This is a genomic window from Cellulomonas sp. (assembly GCF_965229465.1).
Taxonomy (GTDB): Bacteria; Actinomycetota; Actinomycetes; order Actinomycetales; family Cellulomonadaceae; genus Cellulomonas.
This window is the reverse complement of the sequence record NZ_OZ245882.1, coordinates 1,797,367-1,813,596: the sequence shown is the minus strand read 5'-3', so window position 1 is coordinate 1,813,596 and position 16,230 is coordinate 1,797,367. Positions and strand designations below refer to the sequence as shown.

The 16,230-nt window shown below is 69.5% G+C and carries 17 protein-coding genes; 11 read left to right on the top strand and 6 right to left on the bottom strand.

Annotated features, from left to right (window positions below):
* The first annotated feature begins 129 nt into the window (after positions 1-129).
* The 5 genes from ACO06A_RS08840 (at position 130) to rplI (ending at position 4,406) form a co-directional block, all read left to right on the top strand.
* Positions 130-2,508 carry a transglycosylase domain-containing protein gene (locus ACO06A_RS08840; RefSeq protein WP_421735642.1) on the top strand — a complete coding sequence of 793 codons (2,379 nt, stop codon included), beginning with the start codon at positions 130-132 and terminating at the stop codon, positions 2,506-2,508.
* A gap of 211 nt (positions 2,509-2,719) precedes the next feature.
* The gene (gene rpsF / locus ACO06A_RS08835) at positions 2,720-3,013 is read left to right on the top strand and encodes a 30S ribosomal protein S6 (protein WP_034611334.1); all 294 of its coding nucleotides are present in this window, start codon (positions 2,720-2,722) and stop codon (positions 3,011-3,013) included.
* 72 nt (positions 3,014-3,085) lie between these two features.
* Positions 3,086-3,628: a single-stranded DNA-binding protein gene (locus tag ACO06A_RS08830; protein ID WP_175348958.1), complete on the top strand. Its 543-nt coding sequence runs from the start codon at positions 3,086-3,088 to the stop codon at positions 3,626-3,628.
* A gap of 77 nt (positions 3,629-3,705) precedes the next feature.
* A complete protein-coding gene (gene rpsR / locus ACO06A_RS08825; RefSeq protein ID WP_056018476.1) occupies positions 3,706-3,942 on the top strand; it encodes a 30S ribosomal protein S18 in 237 nt (78 codons plus the stop codon).
* Positions 3,943-3,956: 14 nt separating this feature from the next.
* Positions 3,957-4,406 carry a 50S ribosomal protein L9 gene (gene rplI / locus ACO06A_RS08820; RefSeq protein WP_421735641.1) on the top strand — a complete coding sequence of 150 codons (450 nt, stop codon included), beginning with the start codon at positions 3,957-3,959 and terminating at the stop codon, positions 4,404-4,406.
* Between the two features lie 56 nt (positions 4,407-4,462).
* Here rplI and ACO06A_RS08815 read toward each other — a convergent pair whose 3' ends face one another.
* Entirely contained in the window at positions 4,463-5,806 is a 1,344-nt protein-coding gene (locus ACO06A_RS08815; RefSeq protein WP_421735640.1) for an MATE family efflux transporter, read from the bottom strand.
* 325 nt (positions 5,807-6,131) lie between these two features.
* On the opposite strand from ACO06A_RS08815, the gene dnaB reads away from it, so the two are divergent.
* Together dnaB and ACO06A_RS08805 are read left to right on the top strand one after the other, a co-directional pair.
* Positions 6,132-7,511, top strand: a complete 1,380-nt coding sequence (dnaB, locus tag ACO06A_RS08810) for a replicative DNA helicase (protein WP_175348960.1) — start codon at positions 6,132-6,134, stop codon at positions 7,509-7,511.
* Positions 7,512-7,644: 133 nt separating this feature from the next.
* Complete coding sequence (locus tag ACO06A_RS08805; RefSeq protein WP_421735639.1) at positions 7,645-8,406, top strand: class I SAM-dependent methyltransferase; 762 nt, start codon at positions 7,645-7,647, stop codon at positions 8,404-8,406.
* A gap of 87 nt (positions 8,407-8,493) precedes the next feature.
* On the opposite strand, the gene ACO06A_RS08800 is transcribed toward ACO06A_RS08805, so the two are convergent.
* Together ACO06A_RS08800 and ACO06A_RS08795 are read right to left on the bottom strand one after the other, a co-directional pair.
* Positions 8,494-8,976 carry a 2'-5' RNA ligase family protein gene (locus ACO06A_RS08800; protein ID WP_421735638.1) on the bottom strand — a complete coding sequence of 161 codons (483 nt, stop codon included), beginning with the start codon at positions 8,974-8,976 and terminating at the stop codon, positions 8,494-8,496.
* Positions 8,977-9,259: 283 nt separating this feature from the next.
* Positions 9,260-9,679: a hypothetical protein gene (locus tag ACO06A_RS08795; protein WP_421735637.1), complete on the bottom strand. Its 420-nt coding sequence runs from the start codon at positions 9,677-9,679 to the stop codon at positions 9,260-9,262.
* Between the two features lie 217 nt (positions 9,680-9,896).
* On the opposite strand from ACO06A_RS08795, the gene ACO06A_RS08790 reads away from it, so the two are divergent.
* Together ACO06A_RS08790 and ACO06A_RS08785 are read left to right on the top strand one after the other, a co-directional pair.
* On the top strand, positions 9,897-10,418 hold the full coding sequence (locus ACO06A_RS08790; protein WP_421735636.1) for an AAA family ATPase: 522 nt from the start codon (positions 9,897-9,899) through the stop codon (positions 10,416-10,418).
* A 128-nt stretch (positions 10,419-10,546) separates the two neighbouring features.
* The gene (locus ACO06A_RS08785) at positions 10,547-10,693 is read left to right on the top strand and encodes a hypothetical protein (protein ID WP_421735635.1); all 147 of its coding nucleotides are present in this window, start codon (positions 10,547-10,549) and stop codon (positions 10,691-10,693) included.
* 67 nt (positions 10,694-10,760) lie between these two features.
* Here the strand turns inward: ACO06A_RS08785 and ACO06A_RS08780 are convergent, their stop codons facing one another.
* Together ACO06A_RS08780 and ACO06A_RS08775 are read right to left on the bottom strand one after the other, a co-directional pair.
* Entirely contained in the window at positions 10,761-11,387 is a 627-nt protein-coding gene (locus tag ACO06A_RS08780) for a hypothetical protein (protein ID WP_421735634.1), read from the bottom strand.
* A complete protein-coding gene (locus ACO06A_RS08775) occupies positions 11,384-11,974 on the bottom strand; it encodes a SigE family RNA polymerase sigma factor (protein ID WP_421735633.1) in 591 nt (196 codons plus the stop codon). The genes ACO06A_RS08780 and ACO06A_RS08775 overlap by 4 nt, the downstream gene beginning before the upstream one ends.
* Before the next feature lie 467 nt (positions 11,975-12,441).
* Here ACO06A_RS08775 and bglS point away from each other — a divergent pair, with 467 nt between their 5' ends.
* On the top strand, positions 12,442-13,221 hold the full coding sequence (bglS, locus tag ACO06A_RS08770; RefSeq protein ID WP_421735632.1) for a beta-glucanase: 780 nt from the start codon (positions 12,442-12,444) through the stop codon (positions 13,219-13,221).
* Between the two features lie 36 nt (positions 13,222-13,257).
* On the opposite strand, the gene ACO06A_RS08765 is transcribed toward bglS, so the two are convergent.
* Positions 13,258-14,259, bottom strand: a complete 1,002-nt coding sequence (locus tag ACO06A_RS08765; RefSeq protein WP_421735631.1) for a LacI family DNA-binding transcriptional regulator — start codon at positions 14,257-14,259, stop codon at positions 13,258-13,260.
* A gap of 329 nt (positions 14,260-14,588) precedes the next feature.
* Here ACO06A_RS08765 and ACO06A_RS08760 point away from each other — a divergent pair, with 329 nt between their 5' ends.
* Positions 14,589-16,211 (top strand): glycoside hydrolase family 6 protein, encoded by a 1,623-nt coding sequence (locus tag ACO06A_RS08760; protein ID WP_421735630.1) that lies wholly within the window; start codon positions 14,589-14,591, stop codon positions 16,209-16,211.
* Positions 16,212-16,230 lie beyond the last annotated feature (19 nt).

The window sequence follows — 16,230 nt, the reverse complement described above, 5'->3', positions numbered from 1 at the left end:
GGTCGGATCCGCCCTGTGGGTCGCCTCGCGCGCTCAGCGAGGTCCCCCATACTGGCTTCCGCGGCTGACGCCTGCCCGAAACCGGGTGGGGAAGATGCCGGACCCAGTCGTCGGACGGAAGGCAGCGCGTTGGCACGCACGAATCGGAGGGCACCCGCCCGGGGCAAGCGCACGGCGCCCCGCGGGACGGCCACCTCGACGCGCAGCAGCGCCCCCAAGCGCCGCTTCTTCGACTACCCGCGATCGGGCTTCCACGGCCTGCACCGCTGGCTGCCGTCGTGGCGCTTCGTGCTCGGCACCATCCTCGCGGTGGGTTTCCTGGGCGCCGGCGCGGTCGTCGGTGCGTACGCGTACACGAAGGTCCCCGACCCGGCCGACGACACCCGCGCGCAGACAACCACCGTCTACTACGCCAACAACGCCGACGGCTCACCGGGCGCCGTGATGGGCACGTTCGCCGCGCAGAAGCGTCAGATCGTCCCCTATGCCTCCCTGCCGGAGTACGTCGGCCAGTCGGTCGCCGCGGCCGAGGACAAGACCTTCTTCACCAACAACAGCGGCATCTCGATCACCGGCATGGGCCGCGCGTTCCTCAACAACCTGCGGGGCGGTGCGACGCAGGGCGGGTCGACGCTGACCCAGCAGTACGTCGAGCGCTACTACGTCGACAAGACCACCACGGACTACGTCGGCAAGTTCAAGGAGACCCTCCTGGCGATCAAGATCGCCAGGCAGGAGTCGAAGCCCGACATCATGGGGCGGTACCTCAACACGATCTACTTCGGCCGCGACTCCTACGGCATCCAGGCCGCCGCCCAGGCGTACTTCAACGTCGACGCCGCCGCGCTGACCCGCGAGCAGGCCGCCCTGCTGGCCGGGATCATCCCGTCGCCCAACAACTGGGACCCGGCCAAGAGCCCCGAGAAGGCCGAGGCGCGCTGGAACATCGTGCTCGACTCCATGGAGGAGGAGGGCTGGCTCACCGCGGCCGAGCGGGCACCGATGGTGTTCCCGTCGACCGCCGTGTACCAGCGGTCCGACTCGATGGGTGGCACCAACGGCTACCTGCTCGAGATGGTCCTCGACGAGCTCAAGCTCGAGCCCCTGGCGTTCACGGACGACGAGATCTTCCGTCTCGGCCTCAAGGTCGTCACCACCATCGAGCAGCCGCTCCAGGCCTCCGCCGTGGACAAGGCGACGCAGTTCATGGCCGGCACGCTGCCGGGCATGGACGGGGGGATCCCGAACCCTCGGACCCGCGTGTCCCTCAGCTCGGTCGACCCCAAGGACGGCGCGATCGTCGCCCTCTACGGCGGCCCGGACTTCCTCACGGACCAGCGGAACACCGTCACCTTCGACAACGTGCAGCCGGGGTCGACGTTCAAGCCGTTCACGCTCATCGCCGGGCTCGAGCAGGGCGTGGGCCTGAACACGCGGTTCAGCGGCCGGTCGCCGCAGGAGTTCGGTGACTGGACGGTCCCCAACTTCAGCAAGGCGCAGTTCGGCAACATCGACCTGGTCGAGGCGACCGCGCAGTCCGTGAACACGGTCTACGCCCAGCTCAACCTGCAGGTGGGGCCGGAGAAGACGGCGGAGGTGGCCGAGCGAGCGGGCGTGCCTGCGCCGGTCGACACCAACCCCGCCAACGTGCTCGGCACCCAGACCCTCAAGCCGATCGACATGGTCGGTGCCTACGCCACCATCGCCTCGGGCGGCACCCGGGTCGACCCGTACATCGTCCGCACCGTCATCAACTCCGACGACTCGGTCGCGTTCGAGCACAAGGCCCCCACCGAGCGGGTGTTCGCGCAGGACGTGATCGCAGACGCGACGTACGCCATGACGCAGGTGGTGGAGAGGGGGTCGGGCAAGACCTGGGTCAAGCCGCTCGACCGTCCGATCGCCGGCAAGACCGGCACGACGAACGACAACAAGGCAGCGTGGTTCGTCGGCTTCACGCCGAACGTGGTCACCGAGGTGTCGCTCAGCCAGATCGGCGAGGACGGCAAGTCGCAGGAGTCGATCGAGCAGATCGGCTCGGTCAAGTTCGTCACCGGCGGCACCTGGCCCGCGTTCCTGTGGAAGTCGTACATGACGGACGTCTTCGCGCAGCCGCAGTACGCGCCCGTCGTGGACTTCCCGCCCCGGGCCAACGTGGGCTCCAAGCCCAGCCCGTCGGCCAGTGCCCCGCCCACCGAGACGGCGGCTCCCACCGAGCAGCCCACGGAGCAGGCCCCGGCTGAGGTGGCCGTGCCGTCCGGGCTCGAGGGCAAGCTGGAGGCCGATGCCACCGCGACCGTGGTGAACGCCGGGCTGGCAGCGAACGTCGTCTCGGAGCCGTCCGACACCGTGACCGCCGGCCGGGTCATCCGGGCAGATCCGAAGGGCGGCACCATGCTCGCCTCAGGGAGCCCGGTGACCCTCGTCGTCTCCAGCGGGCCGAAGGCTCAGCCGACCCAGCAGCCGCCACCCCAGCCGACGCCGACCGAGACACCGGCGGCACCCTGATCCTCGGCGAGGGGCGGCCGTCCGCCCCTCGCCGGAGCTTCCGGGCCCCTGTTCGTCCACAGCCGATTTCGGCGGTGGCCCTGAGCCGGGTAGCCTTGGAGATTGCTGTGCCCGGAGGGGACCGTCGTCATGGACGGATCGCTCCGCGCAGCGACGCACACACCCTCCTGCCACGGATCGACCGTGGCCGCTGAGACCAGAGGAGGTGGGTATGAGCCTGCGTCAGTACGAACTCATGATCATCCTGGACCCCGAGATCGAGGAGCGCACCGTTGCTCCGTCGCTCGACAAGTACCTGACGGTCGTCAAGACCGACGGTGGCACTGTCGACAAGGTCGACATCTGGGGCCGTCGTCGGCTCGCCTACGACATCCAGAAGAAGTCCGAGGGCATCTACGCCGTCATCGACTTCCACGCGACGCCCGCGACCGCCAAGGAGCTCGACCGCCAGCTCGGCCTCAACGAGGTCGTCCTGCGGACCAAGGTCCTGCGCGCCGACGCCTGATCTCTTGTGGGTGGCCGCCCGTAACGTGCGGCTCCACATCTTCCGACTGATCGAACGAACGAGGAGCTGGGCATGAGCGGTGAGACCGTCATCACGGTGATCGGGAACCTGACCGGGGATCCCGAGCTGCGCTTCACCCCTTCTGGGGCCGCTGTCGCGAACTTCACCGTCGCGTCCACCCCCCGTACGTTCGACCGCCAGAGCAACGAGTGGAAGGACGGCGACACGCTGTTCCTCCGCTGCTCGATCTGGCGGGAGGCGGCCGAGTCGGTCGCCGAGTCACTCACCAAGGGCACCCGCGTCATCGTGACCGGCCGGCTCGTGCAGCGCTCGTATGAGACCCGCGAGGGCGAGAAGCGCACCGTGTACGAGCTCCAGGTCGACGAGGTCGGCCCGTCCCTGCGCTACGCCACGGCCAAGGTCACCCGGACCCAGCGTTCGGGTGGCGGCGGCGGTGGCTTCGGCGGCGGGGGCGGCGGCGGCTTCAACAACGGCGGCGGTGGCGGCGGATTCGGTGGCTCCGGCGGCGGTGGCGGTACCCAGCAGGACGACCCGTGGGCGACGCCCGCGGGTGGTGCTGGCGGTGCCGGCTACTCCGACGAGCCCCCGTTCTGATCGGCGCCTGACACTCAGACATTCCCCATCCCTGGGCACGGCAACGCCCAGGGCTCCAGCAGACAAGGAGCACCACGATGGCCAAGCCCGTGGTTCGCAAGCCCAAGAAGAAGTTGAACCCGCTCAAGGCGGCGAAGATCGATGTCGTCGACTACAAGGACACTGCGCTGCTGCGCAAGTTCATCTCCGACCGCGGGAAGATCCGCGCTCGCCGGGTGACCGGTGTGTCCACGCAGGAGCAGCGCGCGATCGCGCGCGCTGTCAAGAACGCCCGCGAGATGGCACTTCTGCCGTACTCGTCGTCGGCGCGCTGAGAAAGGGGACCATCATGGCGAAGATCATCCTGACCCACGAGGTCACCGGTCTCGGTGAGCCCGGTGACGTGGTCGAGGTGAAGGACGGGTACGCCCGGAACTTCCTCGTCCCGCGCAACCTGGCGACCGCCTGGACCAAGGGCGCCGAGAAGGACGTCACCGCGATCCGCAAGGCCCGCAAGGCCCGCGAGATCGCGACGCTCGACGACGCCAAGGCGATCCGCGACTCGCTGCAGAGCAAGCCGGTCGTCGTCACGGCCAAGGCCGGCGAGTCGGGCCGTCTGTTCGGTGCCGTCACGACCGCCGAGATCGCCGAGGCGGTCAAGAAGTCCGGCGCTCCGCAGATCGACAAGCGGAAGGTCGAGATCGGTCAGCCGATCAAGGCCCTCGGCGAGTTCCAGGTGTCGGTCCGTCTGCACGCAGACGTGTCCGCCACGGTGACCGTCAAGGTCGTCGCAGCCTGAGCTGAGCACCACCCAGCAGCGCCCCGTTCCCCTGGTGGGAGCGGGGCGCTGCTGCGTCAGGCCCCCGTCACCATCCACGCCGTGCCGCGTGCCCGCCAGCCGGTGGTGACCGCGCGGGCCAGCATGAAGACGCCGGCGAACGCCGCCCACAGCCACGCCAGACCCGCGGCCCCCGGCGGAGCGGCCTGGCGGACCGCCAGCACGAAGGGCACGTAGACCCCCAGCGTGGCCATGCCGGCCCAGGCGAGGAACCGCCCGTCACCGGCGCCGATGAGCACGCCGTCCAGCACGAACACCCAGCCGGCCATCGGCATGGTCACGGCGGCGACCACCAGGGCGGCCACGGCGGCGCGACGGACGTCGTCGTCGGACGTGAAGAGCGGGACGTAGAGCGCTGACAACCCTCCGACGACGACGCCCAGGGCTGCCCCACCTGCGACTCCCCACTGGAGCGTGCGGCGCAGCACCGCCCGGACGTGCGGGACGTCCGAGGCGCCCAGGGCGTGGCCGACGAGGGCCTGCGCGGCGATGGCGAGGGCGTCGAGTGCGAACGCCGCGAGCCCCCAGACCGCGTTCACCACCTGGTGCCCCGCCAGCTCGACCGCGCCGAGCCCGGTGGCCACCCACACGGTCAGCAGGATGGCGAGGCGCAGCGACAGGGTCCGGACGAACAGGGGTGTGCCGGCGCGCGCGTTGGCCCAGATGCCGCCCGCGGCCGGCCGCAGCTGCGCACCCGTGCCGCGCGCGCCGCGGACCACGACGACGGCGAGCGCCACCGCCATGCCCAGCTGCGTGAGCGCGGTGCCGAGCCCGGACCCCGCGATCCCCATGCCCACGCCGTAGACGAGCAGCACGTTGAGCACGGCGTTGACGACGGCGCCCGCGGCCGCCACGACCAGCGGCGTGCGGGTGTCGAGCAGCCCGCGCAGGGCGCCCGTCGAAGCGAGGACCAGAAGCATCCCCGGTAGGCCCGGCGACGACCAGCGCAGGTAGATGACGGCCTGCCGGGCGACCTCCCCGGACGCCCCGAGCGCCTCCACCAGCCACGGAGCGCTCCACCAGGTGGCTACGGCGAGCACGACCCCGAGGCCCAGCGCCAACCACATCCCGTCGACGCCGACCTGGAGGGCACCGCCCCGGTCGCCGGCTCCCAGGCGCCGCGCGACGGCCGCCGTCGTGGCGTAGGCGAGGAACACGCACAGGCCGATGACGGTCATCAGGACGGTGGACGCGAGCGCCAGGCCGGCGAGCGGGGCGGTGCCCAGGTGGCCGACGACGGCGGAGTCGACGAGCACGAAGAGCGGCTCGGCGACGAGGGCGCCGAGCGCCGGGACGGCGAGGGCGAGTATCTGGCCGTCCAGGCCTTGGGGTCGGTGTCCGACAGGTGAAATCTCGGCCAACCTTTCTCGCGTCCACAGCACGTGCACAGCGTTTGCGCGGGTGAGAGGCCGATTTGTGTACCGATCGACCCGGTCGTCCACACCCCTGTCCACGGGCTGTGGACAAAATCGGACACGATCCACAGCGCGACTCACAGTAGGCGAGCCGTCCTCCACAGGCGCGCCGGTGCCGCCCCACAGGCGCGCGCCGTGTCGCCCACAGGCCCGCGAGCCGGTTTGGCCGTGCTGCTCAGGACCCCTAACGTCGCGTGTGCGGGACCTGCCAGGGCGTGGAATGTCAGACCCCCCATGGAACATGTGTACGACGACGACGATGGGGATCAGGGTGACGATCGAGGAGCTCGAGTACGGCGCGCCGTCGGGCACCCACCGCGGCGGTGGCGGCGGCTACGACCGGACCCCGCCCCAGGACCTCGACGCCGAGCGTTCGGTGCTCGGCGGCATGATGATCTCGAAGGACGCGATCGCCGACGTCGTCGAGCAGATCCGCGGCACCGACTTCTACCGACCGGCGCACGAGGTCGTGTACGACGCGATCATCGACCTGTACGGCCGCGGCGAGCCGGCCGACGCCATCACGGTCGCGGACGAGCTGACCAAGCGCGGCGAGATCCAGCGCATCGGCGGCGCCCCGTACCTGCACACCCTCATCTCATCGGTCCCCACCGCCGCGAACGCCGGCTACTACGCGCGGATCGTGCGCGAGCGGTCGGTGCTCCGCAAGCTGGTCGAGGCCGGCACCCGCATCGTGCAGCTCGGCTACGGCACGGACGGCGGCGACGTCGACGAGATCGTCAACAACGCGCAGGCCGAGGTCTACGCGGTCACCGAGCGCCGGTCGTCCGAGGACTACATGATCCTGGGCGACATCATCGGCGGGGCGGTCGACGAGATCGAGGCGGCCGGCCACCGCGGCGAGGGCATGATCGGCGTGCCGACGGGCTTCTCGGATCTCGATAGATTGACCAATGGATTGCACCCAGGACAAATGATTGTCTTGGCTGCCCGTCCGGCAATTGGCAAAAGCACGATGGGTATAGACATTGTTCGTTCCGCGTCAATCAAACACGGAATGACTTCTGTTGTCTTCTCGCTCGAGATGAGCCGCAACGAGATCACGATGCGTCTGCTCGCGGCCGAGGCTCGCGTGCACCTGCAGAAGCTGCGCAACGGTCAGATGGGCGAGGACGACTGGGCCAAGATCGCCGCGACCATGGGCAAGATCTCCGAGGCGCCGCTGTTCATCGACGACTCCCCCAACATGTCGCTCATGGAGATCCGCGCCAAGTGCCGGCGCCTGAAGCAGAAGCACGACCTCAAGCTCGTGGTCATCGACTACCTCCAGCTGATGTCCTCCGGCAAGCGCGTCGAGTCCCGCCAGCAGGAGGTCTCGGAGTTCTCCCGGGCGCTCAAGCTGCTGGCCAAGGAGCTCGAGGTCCCGGTCATCGCGATCTCGCAGCTGAACCGTGGCGCCGAGCAGCGCACCGACAAGCGCCCGCAGATGAGCGACCTGCGCGAGTCGGGGTCCATCGAGCAGGACGCCGACATCGTGATCCTGCTGCACCGCGAGGACGCGTACGAGAAGGAGTCCCCCCGCGCCGGGGAGGCCGACCTGATCGTCGCCAAGCACCGAAACGGTCCGACGGACACGCTCGTCGTGGCGTTCCAGGGGCACTACTCGCGGTTCGTGGACATGCAGTCCTGACCTGGATGTCTGTCGAGATGCAAGATACTTTGACTATTTGGGCCTCCTAGTTTAACTACCCGATATGTCCGGTTCGGCGCCGTGCGCCGCCACTGCGGTGCAACTACCCGACTTGCCGGTCAGTCGTAGGAGGATGCGCTTCATGAGCGAACCGTTTTACTCGGACGCAAGGTTGTACGACCGGTTGTTCCCGGCCCGCGAGGCGGCGGTCGACTTCTATAGGGCCGAGGCCGACCGGCAAGGCGGGTCTGTCTTGGAACTTGGGTGTGGCACCGGCAACAAGCTGATCCCGATCGCGTCCGACGGCCATCCGTGCGTGGGCCTGGAACTCTCTCCGGCCATGCTTGCCGAGGCTCAGCGCAAGGCGGGCGAGCGCGGTGTGGAGCTGGACTGGGTGCAGGGCGACATGCGCGAGTTCGACCTGGGCCGGACGTTCGACCTCGTGATCATCGCCGCCAACTCGCTGCTCCATCTGCACGGGGCGTCGGACCTGGTCGACTGCTTCCGGTCGGTGCGAAGGCACATGGCACCAGGAGCGCGGCTCGTCTTCGACGTGTTCAACCCGAGCGTGCAGATGCTTGCCCATGCCGACGGCGTCCGACGGAGGCGCGAGGCGCTGTCGTTCATGGATCCCGATCGTGGCGTCATGCACGTCGACGTCGCGGAGAGCTACGACGCGGCTGCGCAGGTCACTCGCGGGACGTGGTACTTCTCGACTGAGTCGGAGGCAGACGTCGTTGTCGCGCCGCTGGAGATCAGGAGCATCTTTCCCCAGGAGCTGCCGCTCCTGCTCTCACTCGGTGGGCTGCGGCTCGTCGAGCGCTTCGGCGACTGGTCCGGTCGACCCTTCACCGGGGATGCCGCGGTCCAGCTCTGCGTCTGCGAGTCGCACTGAAGGAACGAGACAGCGGCCGCGAACGTCCGGTCGACACACGCCGCACGCCCGATCCTGCGCCGACTGGGCCGGGCCTCTCGAGCGGGACTACCCGGTTCGAAGCGGATAGCGCTCGAGCACCTCGACGCTGTCTTTCGACCACCAGGTGAGCGTCACCTCGTCCGCGGTCGCGCCGATGGGTAACAGCTCCTTCAGGATTGCCACGTCGGTCTCCGGCAACGCATCTCCGATCGACAGGTGGGGCACGACCTGGTCGAACACCCCGCCGTACGGTGGCCACTGCGGGAAGGCCGCGGCGAGGATCTCCGTGAGCCGGATGAACGGTTCGGCAGGGTCGGGCACCAGGTACGTGGGTCCTCCGCCGAAGCGTCCGACCGCGGAGAGGCTAAAGCCGAACGCTCGGACGGGCGCCAACAACTCGCGGATGGTGCCGACGAGGGCTTCATCGACCTCGGACCTGTCGACGAACGGTCCGAGCACCGTGACGTGCGGGCACACGGGCGCGACCTCGAGCCGCGCAGCGATCGACTCCAGCGCTGGAACGGGAACTTGGATCACCGTGTGCCCCATGCCCACCAGTCTCCCCATGACGGCGCCGTCGAACCGACGTAGTTTGCCCGCAGGCCTCTCCGGACGGGCCGGATGGTCAAAGTACGACGCCTGAGGCCGGTCGATGTGTCCTGCATCTCGACATATAGGCCTGATAGGCCCGATGTAACCCAGGCGGGTTGTTGCCGCTGCACCGATGCGGCCTACTTTAAAAGTCCGCACCTGAAACATTAAATACGGAGTCCTAACAAACTAGCGGTTCGTCATGCGTGGATGCTGCTGGTGCTTTCAGTACGGCAGCCGATCAGCCTTCCGCGTGAAGCTCGGGATACTGACGTCGGTTGTTGTACACCGTCTGGGACTGCGGGTCGTAGAGCATGAGGTTCCGTGCCTCGGCGAGCGGGAGGAGTGAGCTGATCATCGGCTTGCGCCAGGGAAACGGCCCGGAAGCGTAGACAACCGCCGACGTTCTGCCTGTCCAGGCCGACAGTGAGACGCCGGCAACCTCACCGGCATCATCTGCGATACCGACCCACGTCAGCCCATGGCTGGAACCGGGGAGCTCGCCGAACGTCTCGCTCGCGGCGGCAATGAACTCCTGGACGTCGAACATCCCGGCCGCTGGGTGGTCGTTCTCACCCATGCCGAGCACGTCGTAGACCTCGACGATCTTCGCGGTCTTCGCGGAGGGCGCGCGGCGCCAGACAGCCAGGTCGAAGGACATGCCGCAGACGCTATCGAAGTGCCCCACACCGCGCGACCATCGCCGAGCCGGGCACCCACTGAGCAGACCGCACACATTGACTGGTGACCGGTCGAGACCGGTTGCCGGTCAAAGTAGGCGCTCAGCCCCGGTCAATCTGTCCTGCATCTCGACAGCGGGTGTGGTTCGAGGTGGGCCAGTTCGGGGGGACGTACGCGACCCCCGTTAGGGTCAACGAATGATTCTCTGGCTCAACGGCCCTTTTGGTGTGGGTAAGTCGTCAACGGCGGCCGAGCTTCTCCGCCGCGAGCCTGGCGCACAGCAGTACGACCCAGAACGTCTGGGTTGGGTCCTTCAACGGACTATCGGGGTCTTCCGCCCAGGCGATTTCCAGGATCTGCGCGCATGGCGGCGCGGGACGATCCGGGGTGTCGCACGGCGAGCACGCAGCGCCTCCACCGTTGTCGTCCCTATGACTCTGCTCGCACCCGAGTACGCCGACGAGATCCTGAGCGGACTGCGGGAGCGCGGCCTGGAGTTCCGGCACGTCACTCTCCACGGGTCGAGCGATGCGCTCCGACGGCGGATCGCGGCGGACACGGACGACCCCGGCGCCAAAGACTGGCGACTTGGGCAGTTGAGCCGGTACGAAGCCGTCGCGTCGTCACTGGCCGAACGAGGGCCGGTCATCGACACCGACGCCCTCAGCCGTGACGAGGTCGCGACTGCGGTTCAGGCTTCGCTGGTCGAGCAGCACTGAATCGCCCAGACCTCGCTCCCGCGCGGGTTCGATGACCACGACGCGGCGATCGCGAACGGGCAGTCCATCAACTCCGCCTCCTTCTCAGTCCGTGCCGCACGTGAACTGGCTGCCCGCAGGGAGCGGACTTGCCCACTCTCCACTTGGCCACGGGGTTCGACCCTGTGACCACCCTGCTCGTCGAGCACTCGTTCTCGGTGTTCTGGGTCATCACGTTGTCGACGCCGGCGCGGAGGCGTGAGGCCGGGGGTCGGTCACCGGCGCCGGCGGCGTGAGCGCAACCCGGAGTGAGCGGTGGTGCGGCGCGGGCTCGTGCCCCTGCGCCGCACCACCGCTCAGTGGTCAGCCGACCGTGTGGCCCGCCTCGTCGGTGACGTCGAGCCCCTCGACGAACCGCGCGGCGACCTCGCCCGTCCAGTGGAGCTCGGGCGGGAGCTGGACCGAGAGGTAGTCCCCGTCGCCCTCGGGCACGAACACCCCGAGGGTCCCGCCGGGCTCGCCGTCCGCGTCGAGCATCTCGTACACGAGCACCTCCTGACCGCCGACCGCGAAGGTCTGCGGCTCGAGGTCGCCGCCCGGCAGCGACTCCGAACCGACGAGGCTTGCGACGATGCGACCCTCGAAGCCGTTCGGGTCCGAGCCGTCGTCGTCGCTGTCGGCGAGCATCAGGCTGCTCCGGTCGGAGGACAGCACGTGCCAGCCCTCGGGGACCTCAGCGATCGTGAACCCCGCGGGCTGCTCGGCCGTGTAGGCGACGAGCTCGGCCGCGGCGGCCGACGGGGTGGTCGAGGTGAGCGGCGCGCCGACCGCGACCGCGGCCGCGAGGGCGGCCGCCACGCCGGTACCGACCAGGCGCGTGCGGCGACGGCGGGCGCGCTGCCCGCGGCTCACGTCGTCGTCGAGCACCGCGGCGGGCGTCGCGTCGACGGTGGCGGTCGCGCGGAACATCAGGGTGGTCAGGTCGCTCATGACAGTCTCCCAGCGGTAAGGGTGGCGTGGATCGAGGGGATCGGGGCGGTGTCGCCTAGCGGGCGGCCGGGGTGGTCCGGGCGCGGACCCCGGTCGTCGCGCAGGGCGGGTCCGAGCCGGAGCTTGAGCTTCTCGAGCGCTCGCGCCGTCTGGCTCTTGACCGTCCCTTGGGTGCAGCGCAGCGCCTTCGCGGTGTCGGCGACGCTCAGGTCGTGGAAATAGCGCAGCACCACCGTCGCCCGCATCCGGTCCGGCAGCTCGCCGAGCGCCGCGAACAGCAGCCGGGAGTCGTCGTCGACGGCCCCGCTCCCGACGGCCCGGTCGGGCAGCTCCGACCGGAGGTCTTCGCGCTTGCGCCGACTCGTGCGCATCTCGTCGGTGAACGCGTTGACCAGGACGCGGCGGGCGTACGCGTCGCGATCCCGCACGTCGCGCAGGCGCGGCCACGCGAGGTACAGCTTGGTCATCGCGGTCTGGACCACGTCCTCCGCCGTGTGCGGGTCGCCGGCCGTCAGCAGAGTTGCGGTGCGGACCAACGACTGGCGTCGCTGCGCGGCCCACGCCCGGAAGTCCTCGTCAGATCTCATGGGGTGCTCTCCGTTCGTTCATACCCCTCAGACGCGTCGGGCACGGTGAACGGTTGCACGCCCGAGGGCACGGGGGGCGCGGGGACGCGTGCGGCGTGACGATCCCGCGTCCGGCGCACTGGGCGGACTGCACACACTGACTGGAGATCTGTCGAGAGCGGCCCCGGTCAATCTGTTGTGCGTCTCGACACTTCAGCGGAGCCCGAGAGCCACGTCAGCCCGCTGGCCCTTGACGGGGCGCCCGGCACCCTCCAACATGATCGCACTGGAAACGCTTCCAACTATTTCCAGCGCGATCCACCGCGGCGCTCCGGAGCGTCGCGGCGGGGTGCACCAGACCAGGTCCGCCCCGAAGCGGTTCGCCGCTGGTCACCCGCCGACGGTCCTACGCAGGAGAGGAGCAGACGCCCCGGGGTGACTCCGGGTCGAGACGAACTACCCACACGATGGAGGAACACATGCGCTCAATGGCGACGCATCAACACCGCTCCACTCTTCACCGCTGGCTCGTGGTGACGGCGCTGGTGGTCGGACTCTCGGCCACTCCTGCGTTCGTCCTGCCCGCCCAGGCCGCTGGCGGCAGCTTCGTCGACAACCTCGACGGCTTCAACACGTCCCGTTGGGCCAAGGCCAACGGGTACAGCAACGGCTCGATGTTCAACGCCGGCTGGCGCGCGGACCACGTCTGGCACAGCGGGGGGGTCATGGGACTGAACCTCAACACCACCCCCTGCTCGAGCGGCGGCTGCTCCGGCAAGCCGTACGCCTCCGGTGAGTACCGCACCACCGACGTGTACTCCTACGGGCGCTACGAGGTCCGCATGAAGGCCGCCTCGGGCGGTGCCGGAACTGTCAGCTCGTTCTTCACGTACACCGGACCGAGCGACGGCAAGCCCTGGGACGAGATCGACGTCGAGATCCTGGGCAAGAACACCTGGCAGATGCAGACCAATTACTTCACGAACGGCGTCGGCGGGCACGAGAAGGTGATCAACCTCGGTTTCGACGCCGCTGCCGGCTACCACAACTACGCCTTCGAGTGGTGGAACGGCGGCACCATCAACTGGTTCGTCGACGGCCGCCTCGTCCACCAGGAGAACGGTTCGCGGGGGAAGCTCCCCACCAACCCGGGGCGCATCATGATGAACCTGTGGCCGGGGACTGGTGTCGACAGCTGGCTCGGAAAGTTCACGTACTCCGGGCAGCGCACCGCGACCTACGACTGGGTGAAGTACACGAGGTACTGAGCCCGACCGCCGCTGGCCAGGCGCCCGGCGCGACGATCACGTCGCGCCGGGCGCCGAGCCGCGCACGACCAGGTGGGTGGGCAGGATGATCGAGGTCGGGGAGTCTCCGTCGATCAGACGGACCAGCATCGTGGCCATCTCCTGGCCCAACGCACGGATCGGCTGGCTCACTGTCGTGAGCGCCGGCTCGGTGTGGCGCGCGATCTCCAGGTCGTCGTAGCCGACCACCGCCACGTCCTCGGGGACCCGGCGGCCGGCTGCCTTCAGCACGCGGAGTGCCCCGGACGCCATGTTGTCCGACGCTGCGAACACGCCGTCGAGGTCCGGGTGCGCCGCGAGGAGCCGCGTCATCGCTCGGGCGCCGCCCTCGTAGGTGAAGTCGGCGTGCTCGACCCAGTCCGCAGGCAGCCGCTCCACTGCCAAGGCGTCGGCGAAACCCTGGAGACGGGCGACCGAGGCGTGCAGGTCGTCGGGGCCGGCGATGGTGGCGAGGCGCCGACGGCCCGACCGCAGCAGGTGCTCAGCGGCGAGACGCGCGCCCCCACGGTTGTCGACGTCCACGTACCACCGGGCCTCCGCATCCAACGGACGGCCGCCGAGCACCACCGGCAGGTCGGTCGAGGCCGCGACCCGGTTCAGCGGGTCGTCCCGTCGCAGGGCCATCAGCATCACCCCGTCCGACCGGCGCGACCGCAGCAGTCGTTCGAGGCGTGCCCGCCCTCGGTCCGAGGACGTGAGCATCAGGGTCAGGTCGAGCTCTGACCTGTCGAGGGCCGCTGCCACTCCGACCAGGACCTGAGAGAAGAACGGATCCCCGAACAGCGCAGGGTCGTCGTTGGAGACGGCGAGGACCACGGACCCGACCGTGCTCGTCGCCAGCGCACGGGCGGTCGCGTTGGGGACGTATCCGAGCTCGCTCGCCGCACGCGCGACCGCCTCCCGCTTCGGCGCACTCACGTTGCGGGCGTTGTTCATCGCCCGCGACGCCACGGACCGTGAGACCCCGGCGCGGAGGGCCACCTCGTCGAGCGTCGCCACTCTGGGCACACGAGGCGAGCCGGGCTCCGGCGACCCCTCGCGGAGGCGGTCACCTGGACCAGCCGTGGTGGGGTCTGCCATGCGGACGAGCCTACTGGGGCGGCTGTCTGGCCCGCGCTGAGGTCCAGCCGGCCTCGCCACGGCCCGGCGCGCTCGGGGGTCGGGCCGAGCATCGATCGGCGCCGGATCGCAGCGAGGTGAACATCTGCCCAAGTCACCCGAACTGGGGCACACCGGAACGTTGACGTAGTGATCCGGGTATGCGCAGAATGACTGGAAATAAGTGGGAGCGGTTCCACTTTGCCGGTCAACGACGACTCAGGAGAGACATGCCCCGCACCCGCGCCCCGATGCGCCGCACAGCGCTGGGAGCGACCGCGACACTCGCGGTCACGCTGACGATGCTTGCCCCTGCCCAGGCGGCACCCCCCGCGCCCGCACCGCCGCCCGCCCCCCAGACGGGCACGACGTTCTACACCAACCCCCACAGCACGACCCTCGAGGCCGCCCAGTCGCTCACCGGGCAGGCGCGCGCCGACGCGCAGCTGCTCGGCAGCGTCCCGTCGGCGGACTGGTTCACCGGCGGTACGCCGCAGGAGGTCCGCGCCGAGGTCGACGGACTCGTCACCGCCGCGTCGAAGGCAGGTCAGCTACCGGTGCTCGTCGCCTACAACCTGCCGTTCCGCGACTGTGCGCAGTACTCCTCGGGCGGCGCCGCGGACACCGCGGCCTACGCGGCGTGGATCGACGGCTTCGCCGCGGGGATCGGCGGTCGGCAGGCGACCGTCATCCTCGAGCCCGACGGTCTCGGGATCATTCCGCACTACACCAACCTCGACGGCTCGATGGACTGGTGCCAGCCGGCCGAGGCCGACCCGGCGGCCGCCACGACGAACCGCTTCGCGCAGCTGAACCACGCAGTGGACGCCCTCGCCGCCCTGCCGAACGTGAAGGTCTACCTCGACGGCACCTCCTCGGCATGGTTGAACGTCGGCGAGATCAGCGACCGCCTGGTCAAGGCCGGCGTGCAGAAGGCCACGGGATTCTTCCTGAACGCCTCGAACTACCAGTTCACCGAGAACGGCACGGCCTACGGGACGTGGGTCTCGTCGTGCATCGCCTACGCCACCGAGGTGGTCCCCGGCGACTACGCCAGCTGCGGCAACCAGTACTGGAACGGTGGGCCGGCCACCGACTGGCTGGGCGTGGCGATGTCGCAGTACGGCCGGTGGACGCCCGACGCGACCGATCCCGCTCTCAACACCGCGGGGGTCGACTCGCGCTACGCCTCCATCCTCGGCGGTGTCCAGCCGGCCGCCACGTTCGTCATCGACACGAGCCGCAACGCGGTGGGGCCGTGGCAGTACCCACCGGACGTCTACCCGGCGCACGAGGACTGGTGCAACCCGCCGGACCGCGGGCTGGGCGTCCGCCCGACGACCTCGACCGGCTCCGCGCTCGTCGACGCCTATCTGTGGATCAAGGTGCCGGGCGAGTCCGACGGCCAGTGCTTCCGCGGCACGGCCGGCCCGCTCGACCCTGAGCGTGGCATCGCCGACCCCGCGGCCGGTCAGTGGTTCACAGAGCAGGCTCGTGAGCTCCTCGCCCTCGCCGCTCCGCCGCTGAACCCGCTCACCTGCAACGTCAAGGTGATCGGCACCAGCGTCGGCGGCCCGAGGAACCGCGGTTTCGTCGCGGCCCTCACCGTTGAGAACCGGGGGACGCAGCGACTGAGCCCGTGGCACCTGTCCTGGGAGTTCGAGGGCAACCAGCGAGTCCGCACCGTCGTCGGCGGCTCGTTCGTCCAGTCCGACAACGCAGTCACGGTCACGGCGCCCCGCGCACGGCCGTCCCTGGCGCCGGGCAAGAAGGTCGCCCTGGTGGTGACCGGCACCGGTGACGCCCAGGCGCCGCTGCAGTTCCGGCTCGACGGCCAGGCGTGCAGGTCCTAGCGCCATAGCCCCACCGAGG

Excerpts from the sequence above, each read along its gene's own strand:
- rpsF (WP_034611334.1), top strand. The coding sequence starts at position 2,720 with ATGAGCCTGCGTCAGTACGAACTCATGATCATCCTGGACCCCGAGATC.
- ACO06A_RS08830 (WP_175348958.1), top strand. The coding sequence starts at position 3,086 with ATGAGCGGTGAGACCGTCATCACGGTGATCGGGAACCTGACCGGGGAT.
- rpsR (WP_056018476.1), top strand. The coding sequence starts at position 3,706 with ATGGCCAAGCCCGTGGTTCGCAAGCCCAAGAAGAAGTTGAACCCGCTC.
- rplI (WP_421735641.1), top strand. The coding sequence starts at position 3,957 with ATGGCGAAGATCATCCTGACCCACGAGGTCACCGGTCTCGGTGAGCCC.
- ACO06A_RS08805 (WP_421735639.1), top strand. The coding sequence starts at position 7,645 with ATGCGCTTCATGAGCGAACCGTTTTACTCGGACGCAAGGTTGTACGAC.
- ACO06A_RS08800 (WP_421735638.1), bottom strand. The coding sequence starts at position 8,976 with ATGGGGCACACGGTGATCCAAGTTCCCGTTCCAGCGCTGGAGTCGATC.
- ACO06A_RS08795 (WP_421735637.1), bottom strand. The coding sequence starts at position 9,679 with ATGTCCTTCGACCTGGCTGTCTGGCGCCGCGCGCCCTCCGCGAAGACC.
- ACO06A_RS08790 (WP_421735636.1), top strand. The coding sequence starts at position 9,897 with ATGATTCTCTGGCTCAACGGCCCTTTTGGTGTGGGTAAGTCGTCAACG.
- ACO06A_RS08780 (WP_421735634.1), bottom strand. The coding sequence starts at position 11,387 with ATGAGCGACCTGACCACCCTGATGTTCCGCGCGACCGCCACCGTCGAC.
- ACO06A_RS08775 (WP_421735633.1), bottom strand. The coding sequence starts at position 11,974 with ATGAGATCTGACGAGGACTTCCGGGCGTGGGCCGCGCAGCGACGCCAG.
- bglS (WP_421735632.1), top strand. The coding sequence starts at position 12,442 with ATGGCGACGCATCAACACCGCTCCACTCTTCACCGCTGGCTCGTGGTG.
- ACO06A_RS08760 (WP_421735630.1), top strand. The coding sequence starts at position 14,589 with ATGCCCCGCACCCGCGCCCCGATGCGCCGCACAGCGCTGGGAGCGACC.